At 56.1% G+C, this 19383-nt stretch carries 17 protein-coding genes; 16 read left to right on the top strand and 1 reads right to left on the bottom strand.

Annotation, left to right across the window (positions count from 1 at the left end; all coding sequences use genetic code 11):
- Window positions 1–114: 114 nt before the first annotated feature.
- From sdhC to FZF01_RS05660, 10 genes are all read left to right on the top strand, one after another.
- Complete coding sequence (gene sdhC / locus FZF01_RS05705) at window positions 115–489, top strand: succinate dehydrogenase, cytochrome b556 subunit (RefSeq protein WP_150277194.1); 375 nt, start codon at window positions 115–117, stop codon at window positions 487–489.
- Complete coding sequence (sdhD, locus tag FZF01_RS05700; RefSeq protein WP_150277193.1) at window positions 483–851, top strand: succinate dehydrogenase, hydrophobic membrane anchor protein; 369 nt, start codon at window positions 483–485, stop codon at window positions 849–851. The genes sdhC and sdhD overlap by 7 nt, the downstream gene beginning before the upstream one ends.
- Window positions 852–2624, top strand: a complete 1773-nt coding sequence (sdhA, locus tag FZF01_RS05695; RefSeq protein WP_150277192.1) for a succinate dehydrogenase flavoprotein subunit — start codon at window positions 852–854, stop codon at window positions 2622–2624. It abuts the gene before it with no gap.
- An 11-nt stretch (window positions 2625–2635) separates the two neighbouring features.
- The gene (locus tag FZF01_RS05690) at window positions 2636–3340 is read left to right on the top strand and encodes a succinate dehydrogenase iron-sulfur subunit (protein ID WP_150277191.1); all 705 of its coding nucleotides are present in this window, start codon (window positions 2636–2638) and stop codon (window positions 3338–3340) included.
- Window positions 3341–3643: 303 nt separating this feature from the next.
- A complete protein-coding gene (locus FZF01_RS05685) occupies window positions 3644–6481 on the top strand; it encodes a 2-oxoglutarate dehydrogenase E1 component (protein WP_150277190.1) in 2838 nt (945 codons plus the stop codon).
- A gap of 40 nt (window positions 6482–6521) precedes the next feature.
- The gene (gene odhB, locus FZF01_RS05680) at window positions 6522–7784 is read left to right on the top strand and encodes a 2-oxoglutarate dehydrogenase complex dihydrolipoyllysine-residue succinyltransferase (protein WP_150277189.1); all 1263 of its coding nucleotides are present in this window, start codon (window positions 6522–6524) and stop codon (window positions 7782–7784) included.
- 103 nt (window positions 7785–7887) lie between these two features.
- Complete coding sequence (gene lpdA, locus FZF01_RS05675; protein WP_150277188.1) at window positions 7888–9324, top strand: dihydrolipoyl dehydrogenase; 1437 nt, start codon at window positions 7888–7890, stop codon at window positions 9322–9324.
- Between the two features lie 281 nt (window positions 9325–9605).
- The gene (gene sucC / locus FZF01_RS05670; protein WP_150277187.1) at window positions 9606–10772 is read left to right on the top strand and encodes an ADP-forming succinate--CoA ligase subunit beta; all 1167 of its coding nucleotides are present in this window, start codon (window positions 9606–9608) and stop codon (window positions 10770–10772) included.
- Complete coding sequence (sucD, locus tag FZF01_RS05665; protein ID WP_150277186.1) at window positions 10772–11653, top strand: succinate--CoA ligase subunit alpha; 882 nt, start codon at window positions 10772–10774, stop codon at window positions 11651–11653. The genes sucC and sucD overlap by 1 nt, the downstream gene beginning before the upstream one ends.
- Before the next feature lie 147 nt (window positions 11654–11800).
- Entirely contained in the window at window positions 11801–12550 is a 750-nt protein-coding gene (locus tag FZF01_RS05660; protein WP_150277185.1) for a DUF599 domain-containing protein, read from the top strand.
- 183 nt (window positions 12551–12733) lie between these two features.
- Here the strand turns inward: FZF01_RS05660 and FZF01_RS05655 are convergent, their stop codons facing one another.
- Window positions 12734–12988 (bottom strand): hypothetical protein, encoded by a 255-nt coding sequence (locus tag FZF01_RS05655; RefSeq protein ID WP_150277184.1) that lies wholly within the window; start codon window positions 12986–12988, stop codon window positions 12734–12736.
- A 314-nt stretch (window positions 12989–13302) separates the two neighbouring features.
- On the opposite strand from FZF01_RS05655, the gene FZF01_RS05650 reads away from it, so the two are divergent.
- The 6 genes from FZF01_RS05650 (at window position 13303) to FZF01_RS05625 (ending at window position 19369) form a co-directional block, all read left to right on the top strand.
- Window positions 13303–13770, top strand: a complete 468-nt coding sequence (locus FZF01_RS05650) for a PaaI family thioesterase (RefSeq protein WP_150277183.1) — start codon at window positions 13303–13305, stop codon at window positions 13768–13770.
- The gene (locus FZF01_RS05645; RefSeq protein WP_150277182.1) at window positions 13767–14213 is read left to right on the top strand and encodes a PaaI family thioesterase; all 447 of its coding nucleotides are present in this window, start codon (window positions 13767–13769) and stop codon (window positions 14211–14213) included. The genes FZF01_RS05650 and FZF01_RS05645 overlap by 4 nt, the downstream gene beginning before the upstream one ends.
- Before the next feature lie 46 nt (window positions 14214–14259).
- Complete coding sequence (locus FZF01_RS05640) at window positions 14260–15261, top strand: hypothetical protein (protein WP_150277181.1); 1002 nt, start codon at window positions 14260–14262, stop codon at window positions 15259–15261.
- 128 nt (window positions 15262–15389) lie between these two features.
- Window positions 15390–17294: a molecular chaperone HtpG gene (htpG, locus tag FZF01_RS05635; protein WP_150277180.1), complete on the top strand. Its 1905-nt coding sequence runs from the start codon at window positions 15390–15392 to the stop codon at window positions 17292–17294.
- A gap of 187 nt (window positions 17295–17481) precedes the next feature.
- Complete coding sequence (locus FZF01_RS05630) at window positions 17482–18249, top strand: dienelactone hydrolase family protein (protein WP_373286419.1); 768 nt, start codon at window positions 17482–17484, stop codon at window positions 18247–18249.
- A 52-nt stretch (window positions 18250–18301) separates the two neighbouring features.
- The gene (locus FZF01_RS05625) at window positions 18302–19369 is read left to right on the top strand and encodes an efflux RND transporter periplasmic adaptor subunit (RefSeq protein ID WP_150277178.1); all 1068 of its coding nucleotides are present in this window, start codon (window positions 18302–18304) and stop codon (window positions 19367–19369) included.
- The last annotated feature ends 14 nt before the right edge of the window (window positions 19370–19383 follow it).

The raw sequence follows: 19383 nt of genomic DNA, 5'->3' as shown, positions 1-19383 counted from the left end.
GGCTTATTGGCTCTCCTTGAGAGTCATGCAACAGGCCGCTGGGGTACCCATAATAGTGCACCTTCCTATAATCCAGCCCTGAGTTATAAAAGGGCCATGAGTGTGAATATAGCCGTGAATAGCAAAAGACCTGTAAACCTGGATCTCAGGACAATCAAACTGCCTGTCACCGCCTGGACGTCGATTGCTCATCGTATTTCGGGAATCATCATGTTCATCGCCATTGCATTTATGCTGTGGTTGCTGGATGTGTCACTGGATTCCGAAAGCGGATTTGAGCAAGCCCAGTCCATCCTTCAACACCCTCTCGCCAAACTGGTGACCTGGGGTGTGTTGTCTGCGCTGCTTTACCATCTGATTGCCGGTGTTCGTCACCTGGTAATGGATGCGGGCGTGGGTGAGGGCCTGGAGAGCGGCAAGCGCGGCTCGCAGGTAGTTATTGTGATTTCCGTCATCGTGATTGTTCTTCTGGGGGTATGGATATGGTAACCAATGTCACCAACCTGTCGCGTAGTGGTCTGTATGACTGGATGGCGCAACGCGTCTCGGCGGTAGTGCTCGCGCTCTACACGCTGTTTTTGCTGGGTTATCTTGTATTCAATCCGGGTCTTGGCTATGAAGAGTGGCGTGGTCTGTTCAGTCAGAACTGGATGCGCATCTTCAGTCTGCTCACACTGGTGGCCCTTAGCGCTCATGCCTGGGTCGGAATGTGGACCATTTCAACTGACTACCTTACTCCCATGGCATTGGGCAAATGGGCAACGACTGTGCGCTTCCTATTTCAGGCAGTGTGCGGGCTTGCGATGTTTGTCTTCTTCGTCTGGGGCGTACAGATTCTTTGGGGTATCTAAATGGCTAACATTCGTACACTGACTTTTGACGCCATCATCATTGGTGGCGGTGGCGCCGGTATGCGCGCTGCATTGCAACTGGCTCAGGGCGGTCACAAGACTGCCGTGGTTACCAAGGTATTCCCGACCCGCTCGCACACGGTTTCCGCCCAGGGCGGCATCACCTGTGCTATTGCCTCAGCCGATCCGAATGATGACTGGCGCTGGCACATGTACGATACCGTCAAGGGATCCGACTATATCGGTGACCAGGACGCAATCGAGTACATGTGTTCGGTAGGTCCGGAAGCAGTCTTCGAGCTCGAGCACATGGGGCTTCCGTTCTCACGTACCGAGCAGGGTCGTATCTATCAGCGCCCCTTTGGTGGTCAGTCCAAGGGGCCGGACAATCCCACTCAGGCTGCCCGGACATGTGCTGCCGCCGACCGTACTGGTCACGCTTTGCTGCACACGCTCTATCAGAATAACGTCAAGCACAACACCACATTCCTGAACGAATGGTATGCGGTCGATCTGGTCAAGAATCAGGACGGTGTGATTGTCGGTGTGGTCGCTATCTGTATTGAAACTGGCGAGACTGCCTATATCAAAGCCAAGGCCACTGTTCTGGCGACTGGTGGCGCGGGACGTATTTATGCCTCCACCACCAATGCTCTGATCAATACCGGCGACGGTATCGGTATGGCGCTGCGCGCAGGTGTCCCGGTTCAGGATATCGAGATGTGGCAGTTCCACCCCACTGGTATTGCCGGTGCCGGTACGCTGGTAACCGAGGGCTGCCGTGGTGAAGGTGGTTATCTGATCAACAAGCACGGTGAGCGTTTCATGGAGCGTTATGCGCCCAACGCCAAGGATCTTGCTGGTCGTGACGTTGTTGCCCGTTCCATGGTCAAGGAAATCCTCGCCGGTAACGGTTGCGGTCCAGACGGCGATCACGTGATGCTCAAGCTTGATCACCTGGGTGAAGAAGTGCTGCATAGCCGCCTGCCTGGTATCTGCGAACTGTCCAAGACTTTCGCTCACGTGGATCCGGTTACTGCGCCTATCCCCGTTGTACCAACCTGCCATTACATGATGGGTGGCGTTCCCACCAATATTCATGGTCAGGCAATCACACAGGACGCCAACGGCCAGGACCAGATCATCGAAGGTCTGTTTGCGGTAGGTGAAGTGGCCTGCGTATCGGTACACGGTGCGAACCGTCTGGGCGGTAACTCGCTGCTGGATCTGGTGGTGTTCGGGCGTGCTGCGGGTCTGCACCTGGAAAGCGCCCTGAAGGAAGGCATCGAGCATCGCTCCGCTTCCGAGTCTGATATCGAGGCATCACTCAAGCGCCTTGATGCACTCAACGGTCGTACCACCGGCGAAGAAGTAGCGCCGCTACGTAAAGAGCTGCAAAACTGCATGCAGAACTATTTCGGTGTGTTCCGCACCGGCGAGTTCATGGAAAAAGGCATCAAGCAACTGGCCGATCTGCGCGAGCGGATCAACAACGTCAAGATCGATGACAAGAGCCAGGCGTTCAATACTGCGCGTATCGAAGCATTGGAACTGCAAAATCTTCTGGAAGTGGCCGAGGCGACAGCTGTTGCTGCCAACCTGCGCACAGAAAGCCGGGGTGCGCATGCCCGCGAAGACTATGAGGATCGTGATGATGAAAACTGGCTGTGTCACAGCCTGTACATGCCCGCGACCAAAGAGTTGAAAAAGCGGGCGGTGAACTTCACACCGAAGACAGTTCCGACATTTGAACCTAAGATCCGGACTTATTAAGGGTGACCGATATGCTGCAAGTAAGCGTCTACCGTTATAACCCCGAGAGCGACAACGCTCCCTACATGGAAGACTTCCAGATCGACACTGGCGGCAAGGACATCATGGTCCTTGACGTGCTGGCACTGGTCAAGGAGAAGGACGTGGGTATGTCCTATCGTCGCTCCTGCCGTGAGGGTGTTTGTGGCTCTGATGGGATGAATATCAACGGCAAGAATGGCCTGGCCTGTATCACGCCGTTGTCTGATGTCGTTAAAAACAACAAGCTGGTGTTGCGTCCATTGCCTGGTTTGCCGGTCATACGTGACTTGGTAGTGGATATGAGCATCTTCTACAAGCAATACGAAAAAGTTCAGCCGTATTTGCAGAACGACACGCCGGCGCCCGCTATCGAGCGCCTGCAGTCGCCTGAAGAACGTGAGAAGCTGGATGGTTTGTACGAGTGTATTCTCTGTGCTTGCTGTTCAACTTCCTGCCCTTCATTCTGGTGGAATCCGGACAAGTTCATCGGTCCAGCGGGACTGTTGCAGGCCTATCGCTTTCTGGCGGACAGCCGCGACACCCATACCGAAGACCGTCTGGCTACCATGGATGATCCCTTCAGCGTGTTCCGCTGCCGTGGCATCATGAACTGCGTCAATGTGTGCCCCAAGGGTCTGAATCCGACCCGTGCTATCGGCCACATCCGCAACATGCTGCTGCAGAGCGGTACCTGATTCTTCAGAGTCTGCATAACGTTGGGCCCAGGCCGGTCTCTGCTACAAGAGGCCGGTCATAATTTAATCGAACCGCAGCTCACAAAGCCGCGGTTTGCGTACCTAAACCAACAGGGGCTATCGGGTAACACCCGAACTATCTGTCGGGGCCGGCAATATTCCGGTTTCGCAGGACATGGCATTTCAGGTCAATTGGCAGCGATTACGCCTCCAGGCCTTCGCATGTTTTGCACGGATGGCAGTTTTCTTGCCAGTTAATGGTCTTTGCGCCAGATGGTATCCCCTTATAGAGGGTGACCAAGCATGCCAGACAGCGAAATGCAGCAGCTGTGGAGCACTTCCCATTTGTCGGGCGGGAATGCCTCCTATGTTGAAGAGCTCTATGAGCTCTACCTGCACGATCCGAACAGCATCGCCGACGAATGGCGCAGCTATTTTCAAAAGTTGCCACAATCCAACGGCTTTGCAGGATCTGATGTTTCTCATTCCACGATCCGCGAACACTTCCAGCTTCTAGCCAAACATCAGCGGCGCCCTGTCGCAGCGGTTGGCGGACAAACCAGCAGCGCTCACGAAAAGAAACAGGTCGACGTACTGCGTCTGATCCAGGCTTTCCGTATGCGTGGCCACCAGGGTTCCAACCTGGATCCTTTGGGCTTATGGAAACGGGATGAAATTGCTGATCTGACTCTTGCTGACTATGGTCTTACCGATGCCGATCTGGACACGTCCTTTCGTACCGGTGAGTTGCATATTGGCAAGGAAGAAGCGCCCCTCAGGGAAATTCTTGACGCTCTGAAGTCGACCTACTGCTCGACCTTCGGTGCAGAATACATGCACATTGTCGATTCCGATCAGCGCCGCTGGTTCCAGCAACGTCTGGAAAGCGTGCGAGGCAAACCTCAGCACTCAGCCACTACCAAGCGGCATCTGCTCGAACGCCTGACAGCGGCTGAAGGCCTGGAAAAATACCTGGGCACCAAGTTTCCGGGTACGAAGCGTTTTGGTGTCGAAGGCGGTGAAAGCCTGATCCCGATGCTCGACGAAATCATTCAGCGTTCCGGCTCCTACGGCACCCAGGAACTCGTTCTGGGCATGGCCCACCGTGGTCGTCTGAACGTGCTTGTGAATATTCTGGGTAAGAACCCCCGCGAGTTGTTCGATGAGTTCGAGGGGAAAAAGAAGATTGATCTGAGCTCGGGCGATGTCAAATACCACCAGGGTTTCTCATCCAACGTGATGACTTCCGGTGGGGAGACGCACCTGGCGCTGGCATTCAATCCTTCGCACCTGGAGATCGTATCTCCGGTGGTCGAAGGTTCGGTGCGTGCCCGACAGGACCGTCGCCGCGACGGCTCCGGTGATCGCGTCGTACCCATCAGCATCCATGGCGATGCGGCCTTTGCCGGACAGGGTGTGGTCATGGAGACATTCCAGATGTCCCAGACCCGCGCGTTCAAGACCGGCGGCACTATTCATATCATCATCAACAACCAGGTAGGCTTCACGACCAGCCGCCAGGATGATGCGCGCTCCACTGAATACTGCACTGACGTTGCCAAGATGATTCAGGCGCCGATTTTCCACGTCAACGGCGATGATCCGGAAGCAGTATTGTTTGTGACTCAGCTGGCGGTCGACTATCGCATGCAGTTCAAGCGTGATGTGGTGATCGACCTGGTTTGCTATCGCCGTCGTGGCCACAACGAAGCTGACGAGCCTTCCGGCACCCAGCCGCTGATGTATGACAAGATTACCAAGCATCCAACCACTCGTGAGATCTATGCCGAACGTCTGGTGAACGAGGGGACCCTCAGTTCCGATGAGGTGCAAGGGCAGGTAGAGGAATACCGGACAGCTCTGGATAACGGTGACCACGTGGTCAAGAGCCTGGTCAAGGAACCCGATACCAGTTCGTTCGTAGACTGGGCTCCTTACCTTGGCCATACCTGGACAGCACGCCACGATACGCGCACCGATCTGAAGACTTTGCAGGATCTTGCGAACCGTCTTAATGATCTGCCCGATGGCCTGGTTATCCAGCGCCAGGTCGGCAAGATCGTCGAGGATCGCCGCAAGATGGCTGCCGGCGCTTTGCCGCTGAACTGGGGCTTTGCCGAGACAATGGCCTACGCGACGCTGTTGCATGAAGGCCATCCGGTGCGTATCACCGGCCAGGACGTGGGCCGCGGTACCTTCTCGCACCGCCATGCGGTTCTGCATAACCAGAAGGATGGATCCACCTACATTCCGCTGGCCAACCTGGCAGAGAACCAGCCGCGTCTGGATATCTACGACTCCCTGCTATCGGAAGAAGCTGTATTGGCATTCGAATACGGCTACGCGACCACCACGCCTAATGCGCTGGTGTTGTGGGAAGCCCAGTTCGGTGACTTTGCCAATGGCGCCCAGGTGGTGATCGACCAGTTCATTACCAGTGGCGAGCACAAGTGGGGCCGTCTGTGTGGCCTGACCATGCTGTTGCCACACGGTTATGAGGGGCAGGGGCCAGAACACTCTTCTGCCCGTCTTGAGCGCTTTCTGCAACTTAGCGCCGAGCACAATATCCAGGTATGCGTACCCTCCACGCCGGCACAGGTCTACCACATGCTGCGCCGTCAGGTGATACGCCCGCTGCGCAAGCCGCTCATTGCTCTTACGCCAAAGTCGCTTCTGCGTCACAAGTTGGCCGTATCCAGCCTCGAAGATCTTGCAGATGGCTCCTTCCAGACGGTAATTCCAGAGTACGACAGCCTGGATCCCAAGAAGGTCGAGCGCGTCATCCTGTGCAGTGGCAAGGTGTATTACGATTTGCTCGAGAAGCGTCGCAAGGATGGTTTGGAAGATGCTGCAATTATTCGTATCGAGCAGCTGTACCCGTTCCCGGAAGACGATCTTGCTGAAGTGCTGGCACCTTACAAGGCATTGAAAAAAGTCGTCTGGTGTCAGGAAGAGCCGATGAACCAGGGTGCCTGGTACTGCAGCCAGCACCATATGCGTCGGGTGGTTGCCCAACATAAGGTCAAGAATTTGTATCTCGACTACGCTGGACGTGAAGCCTCTGCATCACCTGCTTGTGGTTACCCGTCCCTGCATGCCGAACAGCAGGAAAAACTATTGCAAGACGCGCTTACCGCTTGAGCATCTGGCAGATAACAGAGAATTAATTTAAGGATCGACAATGGCTATTGAAATCAAGGCCCCCACTTTTCCCGAATCGGTTGCCGACGGCACCGTAGCAACCTGGCACAAGCAACCTGGCGACGCGGTCAAGCGCGATGAGCTGATCGTCGACATCGAAACTGACAAGGTTGTGATGGAAGTTTTGGCCGAGGCTGATGGCGTACTCGGCGATATCGTCAAGGGCGAGGGCGAAACCGTGCTCAGCGGAGAGCTGCTGGGCTCGTTGAATGACGGCGCCAGTGCTACTCCGAAAGAGTCGGCCAAGGAAGAGCCTAAGGCGGCCAGTCAGCCTGCCGATGCAGAGAAATCAGCAGCGCAGGATGCCAAGCCAAGTGGCGAAGAGCCGATGCTGTCGCCTGCTGCGCGCAAGATTGCAGAGGAAAACGGCCTGGCTCCAGCTGATATCGAAGGCACTGGCAAGGGTGGTCGCGTCACCAAGGAAGACGTGATGAACGCGGTGGAGGCGAAGAAGAACGCACCGGCCAAGGCACCTGCCGAGGCTGCCAAGCCTGCCGCCAAGGCCGGCGCTGTTGACAATGCGGCGTTGGCTGAAGGTGATCGTGTCGAGAAGCGCGTACCCATGACCCGTTTGCGTGCCCGTATCGCTGAGCGCCTGGTTGATGCCCAATCGAGCATGGCCATGCTGACCACGTTCAACGAAGTCAACATGAAGCCAATCATGGACTTGCGCAGCAAGTACAAGGAACTGTTCGAGAAGAAGCACAATGGCGTCCGCCTGGGCTTCATGTCTTTCTTCGTCAAGGCCGCTACCGAGGCGCTCAAGCGCTATCCAGCTGTCAACGCGTCAATCGATGGCGGCGATGTTGTGTACCATGGATACCAGGACATCGGCGTGGCTGTATCCAGCGATCGCGGTCTGGTTGTGCCGATCCTGCGCAATACCGAATACATGAGTCTTGCGACTATTGAAGGCACCATTGCCGACTTCGGCCGCAAGGCGAAGGATGGCAAGCTGTCGATGGAAGATATGACCGGCGGTACTTTCACCATTTCCAACGGTGGCGTATTCGGCTCCCTGCTCTCATCACCCATCGTTAATCCGCCCCAGGCGGCCATTCTGGGCATGCACAAGATTCAAGAGCGTCCTATGGCCGAGAAGGGGCAGGTCGTGATCCTGCCCATGATGTATCTGGCCTTGTCCTATGATCATCGTCTGATTGACGGCAAGGAAGCGGTGAGCTTCCTCGTAGCGATCAAGGAACTGCTGGAAGATCCGGCCCGCTTGCTGCTGGATATCTGATTTAACAGCTGCACGCTTCAAACGGCACGCGGCGAGCTGCCCCTGAACGTCACGAGCGTTGGGGCAGCGACACCCTAACAGCTGCAAACAGAGGAATTGGGTTATGAGTGATAAATACGATGTGATCGTCATCGGAGCAGGCCCTGGCGGCTATGTTGCCGCTATTCGCGCCGCCCAGCTTGGTCTCAAGACCGCCTGTATCGAAAAATACGTAGGAAAGGATGGCAAGCAGGCACTCGGTGGAACCTGTCTGAACGTGGGTTGCATACCCTCCAAGGCTCTGCTGGACAGCTCCTGGAAATTCCATGAGGCCCAGGAAGGCTTCAAGATTCACGGTATCGAGACCAAGGGCCTGAGCATCGACATCAAGACGATGATCGAGCGCAAGGACAAGATCGTCAAACAGTTTACCGGTGGTGTTAGCGCGCTGTTCAAGGCCAACGGTGTAACCAGCATCGAAGGGCACGGTAAGCTGCTGGCAGGCAAGAAGGTCGAAGTGACCGATGCCGAAGGCAAAACCACTGTGTACGAAGCCGAGAACGTGATTCTGGCGTCTGGTTCACGCCCGATCGATATTCCCCCTGCGCCCCTGACCGACGACATCATCGTAGATTCCACTGGTGCTCTAGAGTTCACCAGCGTGCCGAAGAAACTCGGCGTGATCGGCGCAGGTATCATTGGGATGGAGCTGGGCTCGGTCTGGCGTCGCCTGGGTGCCGAGGTCGTGATATTCGAAGCCCTGGACAAGTTCATGGTCGCTGCGGATGATCAGATCGCCAAGGAAGCCTTCAAGACCTTTACCAAACAGGGTTTGCAGGTGCGCCTGGGTGCCCGGGTAACCGGTACCGAGGTCAAGCGCAAGCAGGTAACTGTGTCCTTTACTGATTCCGAAGGCGAGCAACAGCTGACCTTTGACAAGCTGATTGTCGCTGTAGGTCGTCGCGCCTATACCGAGAATCTGCTGGCAGCCGACACGGGCGTGGACATGGACGAGCGTGGCGTAATCTTCGTTGACGATTACTGCACTACCAGCGTCCCGGGCGTATATGCCGTTGGTGACGTAGTACGTGGCTCGATGCTCGCGCACAAGGCTTCGGAAGAGGGCGTCATGGTCGCCGAGCGTATCGCCGGTCACAAGACCGCGATGAACTACGATCTGGTACCTGCCGTTGTCTATACCCATCCGGAAATCGCCTGGGTCGGCAAGAACGAGCAGCAGCTCAAGGCTGAAGGCGTTGAAGTCAATGTCGGTGTCTTCCCCTTTGCCGCCAACGGCCGAGCGGTCGCAGCCAACGAGACCGGCGGTATGGTCAAGGTGATTGCCGATGCCAAGACCGATCGGGTACTTGGCGTACACGTTATCGGTCCCGGCGCAGCCGAACTGGTTCAGCAAGGCGCAATCGGCATGGAGTTCGGCACCAGTGCCGAAGATCTGGGCATGATGGTGTTCTCGCATCCGACCGTTTCCGAAGCTCTGCATGAAGCAGCGCTGGCGGTGAATGGTCACGCAATACATGTCGCCAACCGTAAGAAGCGGTAATATAGCGTCCCCGTGACTGGCAGGTCTGCTTTGTACCTGTCAGTCCCCCGGACATTATTTCGAAGCGGCAAAACCGACCGAGTAATCGGTCTGGTCACCAGTGGCGGTTCTGAACAGGGCGCGGGTAGTTTCGGACGCAACGGCGCGATTCCACGACCCAGGCAACTGTTCAGAGCCCCCATACCGGTGATAAGGGTAATGCAGGCAGGCGACCGGATTGTTTCCGGTGGTAGTCCCGCGTTATGAACGCAAGTCCTACACGATCAAAACGGTAGATACGCATGAATCTTCACGAATATCAGGGGAAGCAGCTGTTCGCTGAGTACGGCCTTCCTGTTTCAAAAGGCTTTGCAGTAGACACTCCCGAAGAAGCAGCTGAAGCCTGCGACAAGATCGGCGGTGACATGTGGGTTGTAAAAGCCCAGGTTCACGCTGGCGGCCGCGGTAAAGCTGGTGGCGTCAAGCTGATCAAGAGCAAAGAGGAAGCCAAGGCATTCGCCGAAAAATGGCTTGGTCAGCGTCTGGTGACCTATCAGACTGATGCCAGTGGTCAGCCGGTCGCGAAGATCCTGGTTGAGTCCTGCACCGATATCGCCCAGGAGCTGTACCTGGGGGCGGTCGTCGACCGCTCCAGCCGTCGTATCGTTTTCATGGCGTCTACTGAAGGTGGCGTGGAAATCGAGAAGGTGGCGGAAGAGACCCCTGAGAAAATCATCAAGGCGATCGTTGATCCCCTGGTCGGTCCGCAGCCTTACCAGGGCCGCGATCTGGCATTCCAGTTGGGCCTGAAGGGCGACCAGATCAAGCAGTTTACCCAGATCTTCGTTGGTCTTGGCAATCTGTTTGCCGACTACGATCTGGCTCTGCTGGAAATCAACCCGCTGGTGATCAAGGAAGACGGTAATCTGCATTGTCTGGATGCGAAGCTGGGTATCGATGGCAACGCCATGTACCGTCAGCCCAAGCTGCGCGCTATGCATGATCCGTCCCAGGACGATCCGCGTGAAGCCCACGCGGCCAAGTTCGAGCTCAACTATGTTGCGCTGGAAGGTAACATTGGCTGCATGGTCAACGGTGCTGGTCTGGCCATGGGCACCATGGACATCGTCAATCACCACGGCGGCAAGCCGGCCAACTTCCTGGATGTGGGCGGCGGCGCGACCAAAGAGCGCGTGACCGAGGCCTTCAAGATCATTCTTTCCGATACCAATGTGAAGGCCGTTCTGGTCAACATTTTTGGCGGCATCGTTCGTTGCGACATGATTGCCGAAGGCATCATCGGCGCGGTGAAGGAAGTCGGTGTAAAGGTACCTGTCGTCGTCCGTCTGGAAGGCAACAACGCTGAACTGGGCGCCAAGGTACTGAAGGAAAGTGGTCTGAACATCATCGCAGCAACCAGTCTGACCGACGCTGCCCAGCAAGTCGTCAAGGCCGCGGAGGGTAAATAATGAGCATCCTGATCAACAAAGACACCAAGGTTATCTGCCAGGGCTTTACTGGCGCACAGGGTACTTTCCACTCTGAGCAAGCGATCGAGTACGGCACCAAGATGGTTGGCGGCGTAACGCCGGGCAAGGGTGGTACCACTCACCTGGGCCTGCCGGTATTCAACACCGTGCGTGAAGCAGTCGAGCAGACTGGCGCCACCGCCAGCGTGATCTATGTACCGGCTCCGTTCTGCAAGGACTCGATCCTGGAAGCGGCCAATGGCGGCATCCAACTGATCGTGTGCATCACCGAAGGCATCCCGACTCTGGACATGCTCGACTGCAAGGTCGTCTGTGATCAGCTGGGTGTGCGCCTGATCGGCCCCAACTGCCCGGGTGTTATCACCCCCGGCGAATGCAAGATCGGCATCATGCCCGGTCACATTCACCAGCCTGGCAAGGTGGGTATCGTTTCCCGCTCCGGCACCCTGACCTATGAAGCGGTCAAGCAGACCACTGATTCCGGTTTTGGTCAGTCTACCTGCGTAGGCATCGGTGGTGACCCGATTCCGGGTTCCAACTTCATCGATATCCTGCAGATGTTCCAGGACGATCCGAAGACCGAAGCGATCGTCATGATCGGCGAGATCGGTGGTAGCGCGGAAGAAGAAGCAGCGGCCTACATCAAGGCCAACGTGACCAAGCCGGTTGTGTCCTACATTGCTGGTGTTACCGCGCCTGCGGGCAAGCGTATGGGTCACGCTGGTGCGATCATTTCCGGTGGCAAGGGTACTGCGGACGAGAAGTTCGCTGCACTGGAAGACGCCGGTGTCAAAACCGTACGTTCGCTGGCAGACATCGGTTCGGCTCTGGCTGAGCTGACTGGCTGGCCACTGAAGTAACGCTTCACTGGCTGTCCAATAGAAACCCTGCTTCGGCAGGGTTTTTTGTGTCTGCTGCCGGAACAAGCGATGCTGGCTATACTGCTAAACACGGTATGCGAATCTATTGTACCGTGCTGATAACTTTGGTTCTGAAAAGGTGCCTGAATGCTTTCGCAACTTTCCCTGCCTGATGCCGGCTCTACATGGCTCAACATGCTTGCTTTTGTCTGGTTTCTGCTGTGCTGGGTGGGCTATACCCATTATGCGCGTCACAGGGCCCGGGATACGGCTTGCCTTGCCAGCGTCCTGCATCTTTATCGCCAGGACTGGATGTCACGGCTGTTGATGCGTGAGCAGCGCATTGCCGATGCCAGCGTAATCGGCAACCTGGAGCGCAACACGGCGTTCTTTGCTTCCAGTACCCTACTAATCCTTGCCGGCATTATTACGGTAATGGGGGCTACTGATCGGGCTCAGAATCTGCTCCATGATATCCCCTTTGTTGCCAACGTCAGTCGACAGATGTCCGAGATGAAGCTACTGGTTATGCTAGGCATCTTCGTCTATGCCTTTTTTACCTTCTCGTGGGGAATGCGCCAATACAACTTTGCCTCGGTGTTGCTTGGATCGGCGCCTCTGGTAGGAGAAAAGCAGGTATCCGAGATAGAGCGCAAGGCCTATGCAGCGAGAGCGGCCACAGTTCTTTCGATGGCAGGGAACGAGTTCAACCTGGGGTTAAGGGCCTACTATTTTGCCTTGGCTGGCCTCACCTGGTTTATCAATCCGCTACTATTCATGCTCACCAGTGCGGGCGTTGTATGGGTGTTATACAAGCGGGAGTTTCATTCGCGGATACTTGCGGCAATGATGTACAGCCCAACGGGTGGCTTGCTGCAGCAGGACAAAGTGGACTAAACGCAGGCAGAGCCAAGAATCGCAACGCAACGAAAGCGTGAAAAAAAATCAAGGCTGATACATAGACGAGAGGCGCGCCAGTGCAGGCGCGCCTCCTACAGCGTCAGAGTGCAAGCTGTAAAAACGCGGATCAGGTCTGCGGGCATCCTGATCGGTCGTGACCTCGCAAGGTCATAGGTGTGATCAGTTCACTGCATCATCGTAGGCTTCGCCCATTTCCTCGCCAGCGTCTTCCATGCCGTCTTCCATTTTCTCGCCAGTGGTACGCTCATTCCCCGTAGCCTCGCGGGCCTTGAGTTCAATGGCTTCGCCGGCTTCTTCAGCGGCATCACCCATTGAGTCTGCGGCTGATTCCATCTTGTCTTCGGGCTCCTGTTCGCACGCGGCCAGTAAACCCAAGCTCGCCAACAAAACCGCTGTCATGGCTATCTTCTTCATTACAATCTCCTTGATTTGAATGTGTGATATTGATTTCACACCTCTGGTTTGGGGGGTACAGTCTGTGAGCTACAGTGTCTCCCTCATATGCGTGAGAAGGCCTGGTAGCCCTGGCTTTCCCCTGTGCTAGCGAGTGAAGCGGGGTCGATTATGCGCGTACCCCCTCAATCTCCAATTTATTCCAACTATTAGTCACATATGTCAGGGAATAGTTCCGTTGCGGTATGGCGGCTACAAAGATTCCCCGCGCTGGAGTCTATGCTGCGTTATGGGTACTATGCCGCCCATTCCCTGTGCTCAGATTGAGAATCCGGATGACTGATATCGAAAAACGTTGCCAAAACTTCCTGTCGGTACTGCGGCATTGCCAATTGCTGGGTATGAGTGTCGAACATGCCGATGAGAAAGGCCTTGTTCTCAAGTTGCCGTATAGCGACTCGATCATTGGCAATCCCGTTACCGGTGTTGTCCACGGGGGTGCGATTACTACCCTCATGGATACCTGTTGCGGGATTTCGACCGTGTGTTTTTTGCCCGACTTCGAGATTTGCCCGACGCTTGATCTGCGCATTGACTACATGCATCCGGCTGAGCCGGGAAAGGATATATTCGGCTTTGCAGAGTGCTATCGACTCAGCCCAACCGTTATTTTTACTCGTGGCATAGCTTATCAGGACGACCGCGAACAGCCGATTGCTCACGTGGTAGGCACCTTTATGCGCATGGGTAGACCGGCCTCCGACGGAACGCTGGCTCGCAGCATCGATGGAGAAAAGGTATGAGCGACCAGCCGGTTCACATAGAACAGTTGATGCGTGAAGGACATGATTCTGGCGACTACGCACCCTTGATCGAAGCCATTCCCTATGCGCGGATGATTGGCCTGGAGCTCAAGCACCTCGGTGAGGAAGTGATTTTTCATCTGCCGATCAGCAAGGACAATATCGGTAACCCGGTCTTGCCTGCGCTGCATGGTGGAGTAATTGCGGGTTTCATGGAGCAGTCGGCCATGCTGCACCTGATGATTGCGATGAACAGTTCTGTTTTCCCCAAGATTATTGATTTTTCAATTGATTATCTGCGTGCAGGACTGTTCAAGGACACTTATGCCACCTGCCAGGTATGGCGTCAGGGGCGGCGAGTGGGTAATGTGGCGATAACGGCTTGGCAAACCCGATCGAGTGAGCCCATTGCGACTGCAAGGGCGCATTTCAAACTGGGTTGACCGGGTAGCTGGTCTTCGAATTTCTGGTCCGGAGCGTCACGTATTCATGCCAGCCTTGTTGATCATCAGCGGTCTTCTCTTGATAGTGCTTGGCTGGCTATGGGTGGCGGTGGCTGCCAGAAAGCTCCCCATTGGTCGCCTTTTGCTGGCAATACTGGCCGCTCCGCTAACATTGATCATGCGTGGCCGTGGATATGCGCGTACGCCGCGGTTGCTCATGTTATCGGGGCTGCTACTGGTTCTTGCTGGCGCTGCCTTGTTGCAGCGCGAGCAACCGGAGCGCTTCGCTCAGTTGCTGGCAGGCGAGTGGGCGACGCCGACCAATAAAGGCGCAGGTATCGAGGGGGAGTTGATGGGCCAGCCTTTCAACCCCGAACGGATCTTCTGGCGCGGCAATGACCTGATCATGGAAGAAGGCCCGCCACAGCGCATACGTCGTGCGCTGACAGTGCGCTTCGACCCTGCCACGCTTCAGGCCGGTCTGCGAACCATCGATCGCTTACCGGGGGATACAGGCCCCTGGCCCGAACTACTGCTGCAGTGGCATACAGGCGCGTTGACCCAGCCGGGCCTGCTCAGGGTTACCGAGGATTACACCCTGAGCCTGGACTTGATACCTCTGCCTGGAGAAGCAGTGCAATTAGGGTTACGTCTGCACCTTCCTACCAAGCCCGCTACGCTGCTCAACGGCGAGGCCAGGCTGACCGCAACACCCGACTGGTTAGCTCGTCTGCAGCAGCCTGCAGCGGTTCCAGCGCCCGCTTCACAGCCCGAATTGACCATTACGCGGCCGCTTCAGGATGTGCAGAACAGCCCGCAATGGCAGGATGTCAGCGTACTGGCGGTGCTGGATGAGCCAGAATTCTTCATTGGTCAGCAACTGCGGCTGACTACCCAGGCTGGACGTCGCTACGAAGGGCGTTTGAAGGCGGTCAGCGATGACCGACGGATAGTGCTGGCGCAGAACAGTGGCGCCAACCAGGTGGATTATCATTTTCGCCCGACGGATGTTGCCCAATTACAAGTTCAGTACAGATCCTCCCGATAGTCGCCCCGACCTTGAAATCCTCGCCAATGTCCCCATTAAAGGCACATCGGCGCGACCCTGCCGTCGCGCGTTTTGCCTGAAGCCTTGCCAGTAAGGTTTCTAATCGATCTATAGGGAGACAACCAAAGATGACTGTGGAAGCCCAGAAGGAAACGCTTGGATTTCAGACCGAGGTCAAGCAGCTGCTGCATCTGATGATCCACTCGATGTATTCGAACAAGGAGATTTTTCTCCGGGAGCTGATTTCCAATGCGTCCGACGCTTCGGACAAACTGCGTTTTGAAGCCATTGCCAAGCCGGAGTTGCTCGAAGAACAGCCAGACACCGTTATCCGGATCAGTTCTGATGAAACGGCCAATACGCTGACAATCGAAGATAACGGCATCGGCATGTCCCGTGACGAAGTCATCGAAAATCTGGGTACCATTGCCAAGTCGGGCACCGCTGCGTTCATGCAGCAGCTCACCGGTGACCAGAAGAAAGATGCCAGTCTGATTGGTCAGTTCGGTGTGGGTTTCTACAGTGCCTTTATCGTTGCCGACAAGGTTGAAGTCTTTACCCGCCGTGCCGGTGCCGACAAGACCCAGGGCGTGCGCTGGGAGTCGGCGGGTGAGGGCGAGTTCACCATCGAGACCGTAGAGAAAGCCGAACGCGGTACCCGTATTGTGCTGCACCTCAAGTCGGCCGAGTCCGAATTCGCCGATGGTTTCCGTTTGCGTAATGTGGTCAAGAAATACTCCGATCATATCTCCCTGCCGATTGAATTGCCCAAGCAGAAACAGGGTGAGGACGAGAGCCAACCGGCCGAGCTGGAATGGGAAACCGTCAACCGTGCCAGTGCGCTCTGGACCCGTCCGCGCACCGAAATCAAGGATGACGAGTACCAGGAGTTCTACAAGCACGTAGCCCACGACTTCGAGAATCCGCTGAGCTGGAGCCACAACAAGGTCGAAGGCAAGCTGGAGTACACCAGCCTGCTGTATGTACCTGCCCGCGCGCCCTTTGACCTGTACCAGCGTGAAGCGCCCCGCGGTCTGAAGTTGTATGTTCAGCGTGTCTTCATCATGGATGAAGCAGAGCAGTTTCTGCCCCTGTATCTGCGCTTCATCAAGGGCGTTGTCGACTCCAACGACCTGTCACTGAACGTATCGCGGGAGATTCTGCAGAAGGATCCGGCCATCGACAGTATGAAGTCGGCGCTGACCAAGCGTGTACTCGACATGCTTGAGAAGTTGGCCAAGAAAGAGCCTGAGCAGTACGCCACTTTCTGGAAGAACTTCGGCAGTGTGATGAAGGAAGGCCCGGCTGAGGACTATTCCAACCGCGAGAAAATCGCCGGCTTGTTGCGCTTCGCCTCGACGCAGCAGAACGATGACTCCGAAGTCGTCAGCCTGGATGCATATATTGAGCGGATGCAGGAAGGCCAGGACAAGATCTACTACCTGACCGGAGAGCGCTACAATCAGGTGAAGAACAGCCCGCACCTGGAGATCTTCCGCAAAAAGGGTATCGAAGTGCTGCTCCTGACTGACCGCATCGACGAGTGGTTGATGAGTCATCTCAACGAGTACAGTGGCAAGGAGTTTGTCGACATTGCCCGTGGCGACCTGGATCTGGGCAAGCTGGATGCCGAAGAAGACAAGCAGGCTCAGGAAGAGGCCGCCAAGGCCAAGGCCGATCTGGTCCAGCGTATCAAGGATGTGCTCAAGGACAGCGTTGATGACGTCAAGGTCTCCCATCGTCTGACTGACTCTCCGGCTGTTCTGGTGGTCACTGAAGACGGCATGGGCCTGCAGATGCGCAAGATACTCGAAGCGACTGGCCAGAAAGCGCCCGAGAGCAAGCCGATCATGGAAATCAATCCGGCGCACCCGCTGTTGGAGAAGCTCGATCAGGAGCAGGATGAGGCGCGCTTTGGCGATCTCAGCCACATCCTGTTTGACCAGGCAGCTCTTGCTGCCGGAGAGAGCTTGCAGGATCCCGGCGCCTACGTGCGTCGCTTGAATGCGCTGCTGGTTGAACTCAGCAAATAGCATTTGGCACTCGTCAAAAAACCCCGTCTGATCACATCAGACGGGGTTTTTTGCTGTCTGGACGGATAACAAATAGTTTTCGACATTATGTGAAAACCTCCATCAGTCGGCCTTCACAGGCTATCCTCTTGCGATGCTTATATTCCGTCCAAGGAACTGACCGATGAAAAAGACGCTCAGCACGCTAATGATTGCTTCTGCCGCAGGTATGGCAGCACACGCCAACGCCGAAATGGTGTCCACGCCTGTCGCCTATGAAATCGGTGGTCAGGCTTACGAGGGTATGCTGGTGTATGACGACTCGGTAGATGACAAACGTCCGGGTTTGCTCATGGTACCCAACTGGATGGGCGTGACCGAAGGCGCCGTAGAGAAAGCCCAGCGTGTGGGTGGCAGTGAATACATAGTCTTTGTTGCCGATATGTACGGCAAAGACATTCGACCGCAAAATGCCGATGAGGCCGGAAAGGCTGCCGGTAGTGTTCGGGCTGACCGGGCAATGATGCGTGATCGGGTCAATGCTGCTCTGGATGTGTTCAAGGCTCAGGCAGATGGAGTCTCGCTGGATGTGGACAATATCGCGGCGATCGGTTTCTGCTTTGGCGGAGGCACGGTACTGGAGTTGGCGCGCTCAGGCACACCAGTGCAGGGTGTGGTTTCGTTCCATGGAAACCTGGATACCCCCGACCCCGAGAATGCCAAGGCTATACGTACCCCGGTGCTGGTCCTGCATGGCGCTGATGATCCCTATGTGCCGCAAGAGCAGGTACAGGCTTTCCAGGAGGAAATGCGCAATGCTGGCGTGGACTGGCAGTTGAACAGCTACGGCGGTGCAGTGCATTCCTTTACAGACCCCACTGCAAAGATGCCTGGCAAGGCCGAGTACAATCCCGTTGTAGCAGAGCGTGCATTCGGCGCAATGCATCGTTTTCTAGCCGAGAGCATGGATAAATAGTTCAAGCGCAGACGAAAACTCCAGGCAACTCAATTAAGACAGGAAATACAGGATGTTGACTCTCAGACAGACAGTGCTGGCGATTCTGACCAGCGTCTGGTCTATGGCCGGTTTTGCCCAGCAGGCGCCCTTGCCGGTGATAGCGGTGAAGGCAGAAACCCGGCAGATCGCCAACCCCATCGAGGCGCTTGGAACACTCAATGCCAATGAGACGGCCGTGGTGAGCGCGAACATTACCGCCACAATCTCACGCATTCGCTTTGAGGATGGCCAGCGAGTCAAGGAAGGCGATGTATTGGTCGAGCTGACTAATCGTGAGCAACTCGCCCAACTGCAGGAGGCCGAAGTCAGCCTAGCCGATGCGGAGCGTCAATTGGCACGGGCCAGGCAACTGGTCGAAAGCCGGGTACTGTCCCGGCAGGAGCTGGATGATCGCACTCGTACCGTGGATATAGCGCGGGCTCAGCTGCAGGCCGTCCAGGCGCGACTGGCAGACAGATTGATTCGCGCACCCTTTGACAGCGTGGTTGGTCTGCGGCAAGTCAGTGTAGGTACTCTGGTGGCCCCGGGTATGCAGGTCGCAACACTGCATGACGACTCTGTTATGAAGCTCGATTTCAGTGTTCCGGAGACGCTGATGGCCCAGATTGCCCCTGGTCAGAAATTGGCGGCAACCAGTCGTGCCTATGGCGATGAGCCTTTCAGGGGTGAAGTGGCCAGTCTCGATAACGAGGTTGACCCGGTTACTCGTTCTATCCGTGTGCGGGCCTTGATTGACAACGCTGACGGCCGGCTCAAGCCAGGCATGTTGATGACCGTCGACCTGCGCAGTGACCCGCGTGATGCGGTCATGATCCCCGAAGAGGCGTTGCTGCCCTTGGGGCGTGATCAATTCGTGATGATTGTCGAAGCGCAGGATGACGGTTTCGTGGCGCGCCGCCAGCAGGTGCAGACTGGGCTCCGGCAGCCAGGCCTGGTTGAGATTGTCGAGGGTCTTGATGGTGGTCAGAGCGTGGTGACGCATGGCAATTTCCGCCTGCAGCCGGGACAGGCGATCAGCATCAAAGCCGAGCTTGAGCCTGGCGAATCTCCCCGGGCCGTGATTTCGGCCGCCCCCTGATCCTCCCCGGAGTC

The sequence above is a fragment of the Halopseudomonas salina genome, from assembly GCF_008641105.1.
The sequence above is the reverse complement of the archived record's forward strand: the minus strand, read 5'-3'. Positions and strand labels throughout refer to the sequence as shown.

What these genes read in the sequence shown, in the direction of transcription:
- sdhD (WP_150277193.1), top strand. Translation starts at nt 483, where the DNA reads ATGGTAACCAATGTCACCAACCTGTCGCGTAGTGGTCTGTATGACTGG.
- sdhA (WP_150277192.1), top strand. Translation starts at nt 852, where the DNA reads ATGGCTAACATTCGTACACTGACTTTTGACGCCATCATCATTGGTGGC.
- FZF01_RS05690 (WP_150277191.1), top strand. Translation starts at nt 2,636, where the DNA reads ATGCTGCAAGTAAGCGTCTACCGTTATAACCCCGAGAGCGACAACGCT.
- FZF01_RS05685 (WP_150277190.1), top strand. Translation starts at nt 3,644, where the DNA reads ATGCCAGACAGCGAAATGCAGCAGCTGTGGAGCACTTCCCATTTGTCG.
- odhB (WP_150277189.1), top strand. Translation starts at nt 6,522, where the DNA reads ATGGCTATTGAAATCAAGGCCCCCACTTTTCCCGAATCGGTTGCCGAC.
- lpdA (WP_150277188.1), top strand. Translation starts at nt 7,888, where the DNA reads ATGAGTGATAAATACGATGTGATCGTCATCGGAGCAGGCCCTGGCGGC.
- sucC (WP_150277187.1), top strand. Translation starts at nt 9,606, where the DNA reads ATGAATCTTCACGAATATCAGGGGAAGCAGCTGTTCGCTGAGTACGGC.
- sucD (WP_150277186.1), top strand. Translation starts at nt 10,772, where the DNA reads ATGAGCATCCTGATCAACAAAGACACCAAGGTTATCTGCCAGGGCTTT.
- FZF01_RS05660 (WP_150277185.1), top strand. Translation starts at nt 11,801, where the DNA reads ATGCTTTCGCAACTTTCCCTGCCTGATGCCGGCTCTACATGGCTCAAC.
- FZF01_RS05655 (WP_150277184.1), bottom strand. Translation starts at nt 12,988, where the DNA reads ATGAAGAAGATAGCCATGACAGCGGTTTTGTTGGCGAGCTTGGGTTTA.
- FZF01_RS05650 (WP_150277183.1), top strand. Translation starts at nt 13,303, where the DNA reads ATGACTGATATCGAAAAACGTTGCCAAAACTTCCTGTCGGTACTGCGG.
- FZF01_RS05645 (WP_150277182.1), top strand. Translation starts at nt 13,767, where the DNA reads ATGAGCGACCAGCCGGTTCACATAGAACAGTTGATGCGTGAAGGACAT.
- FZF01_RS05640 (WP_150277181.1), top strand. Translation starts at nt 14,260, where the DNA reads ATGCCAGCCTTGTTGATCATCAGCGGTCTTCTCTTGATAGTGCTTGGC.
- htpG (WP_150277180.1), top strand. Translation starts at nt 15,390, where the DNA reads ATGACTGTGGAAGCCCAGAAGGAAACGCTTGGATTTCAGACCGAGGTC.
- FZF01_RS05630 (WP_373286419.1), top strand. Translation starts at nt 17,482, where the DNA reads ATGATTGCTTCTGCCGCAGGTATGGCAGCACACGCCAACGCCGAAATG.
- FZF01_RS05625 (WP_150277178.1), top strand. Translation starts at nt 18,302, where the DNA reads ATGTTGACTCTCAGACAGACAGTGCTGGCGATTCTGACCAGCGTCTGG.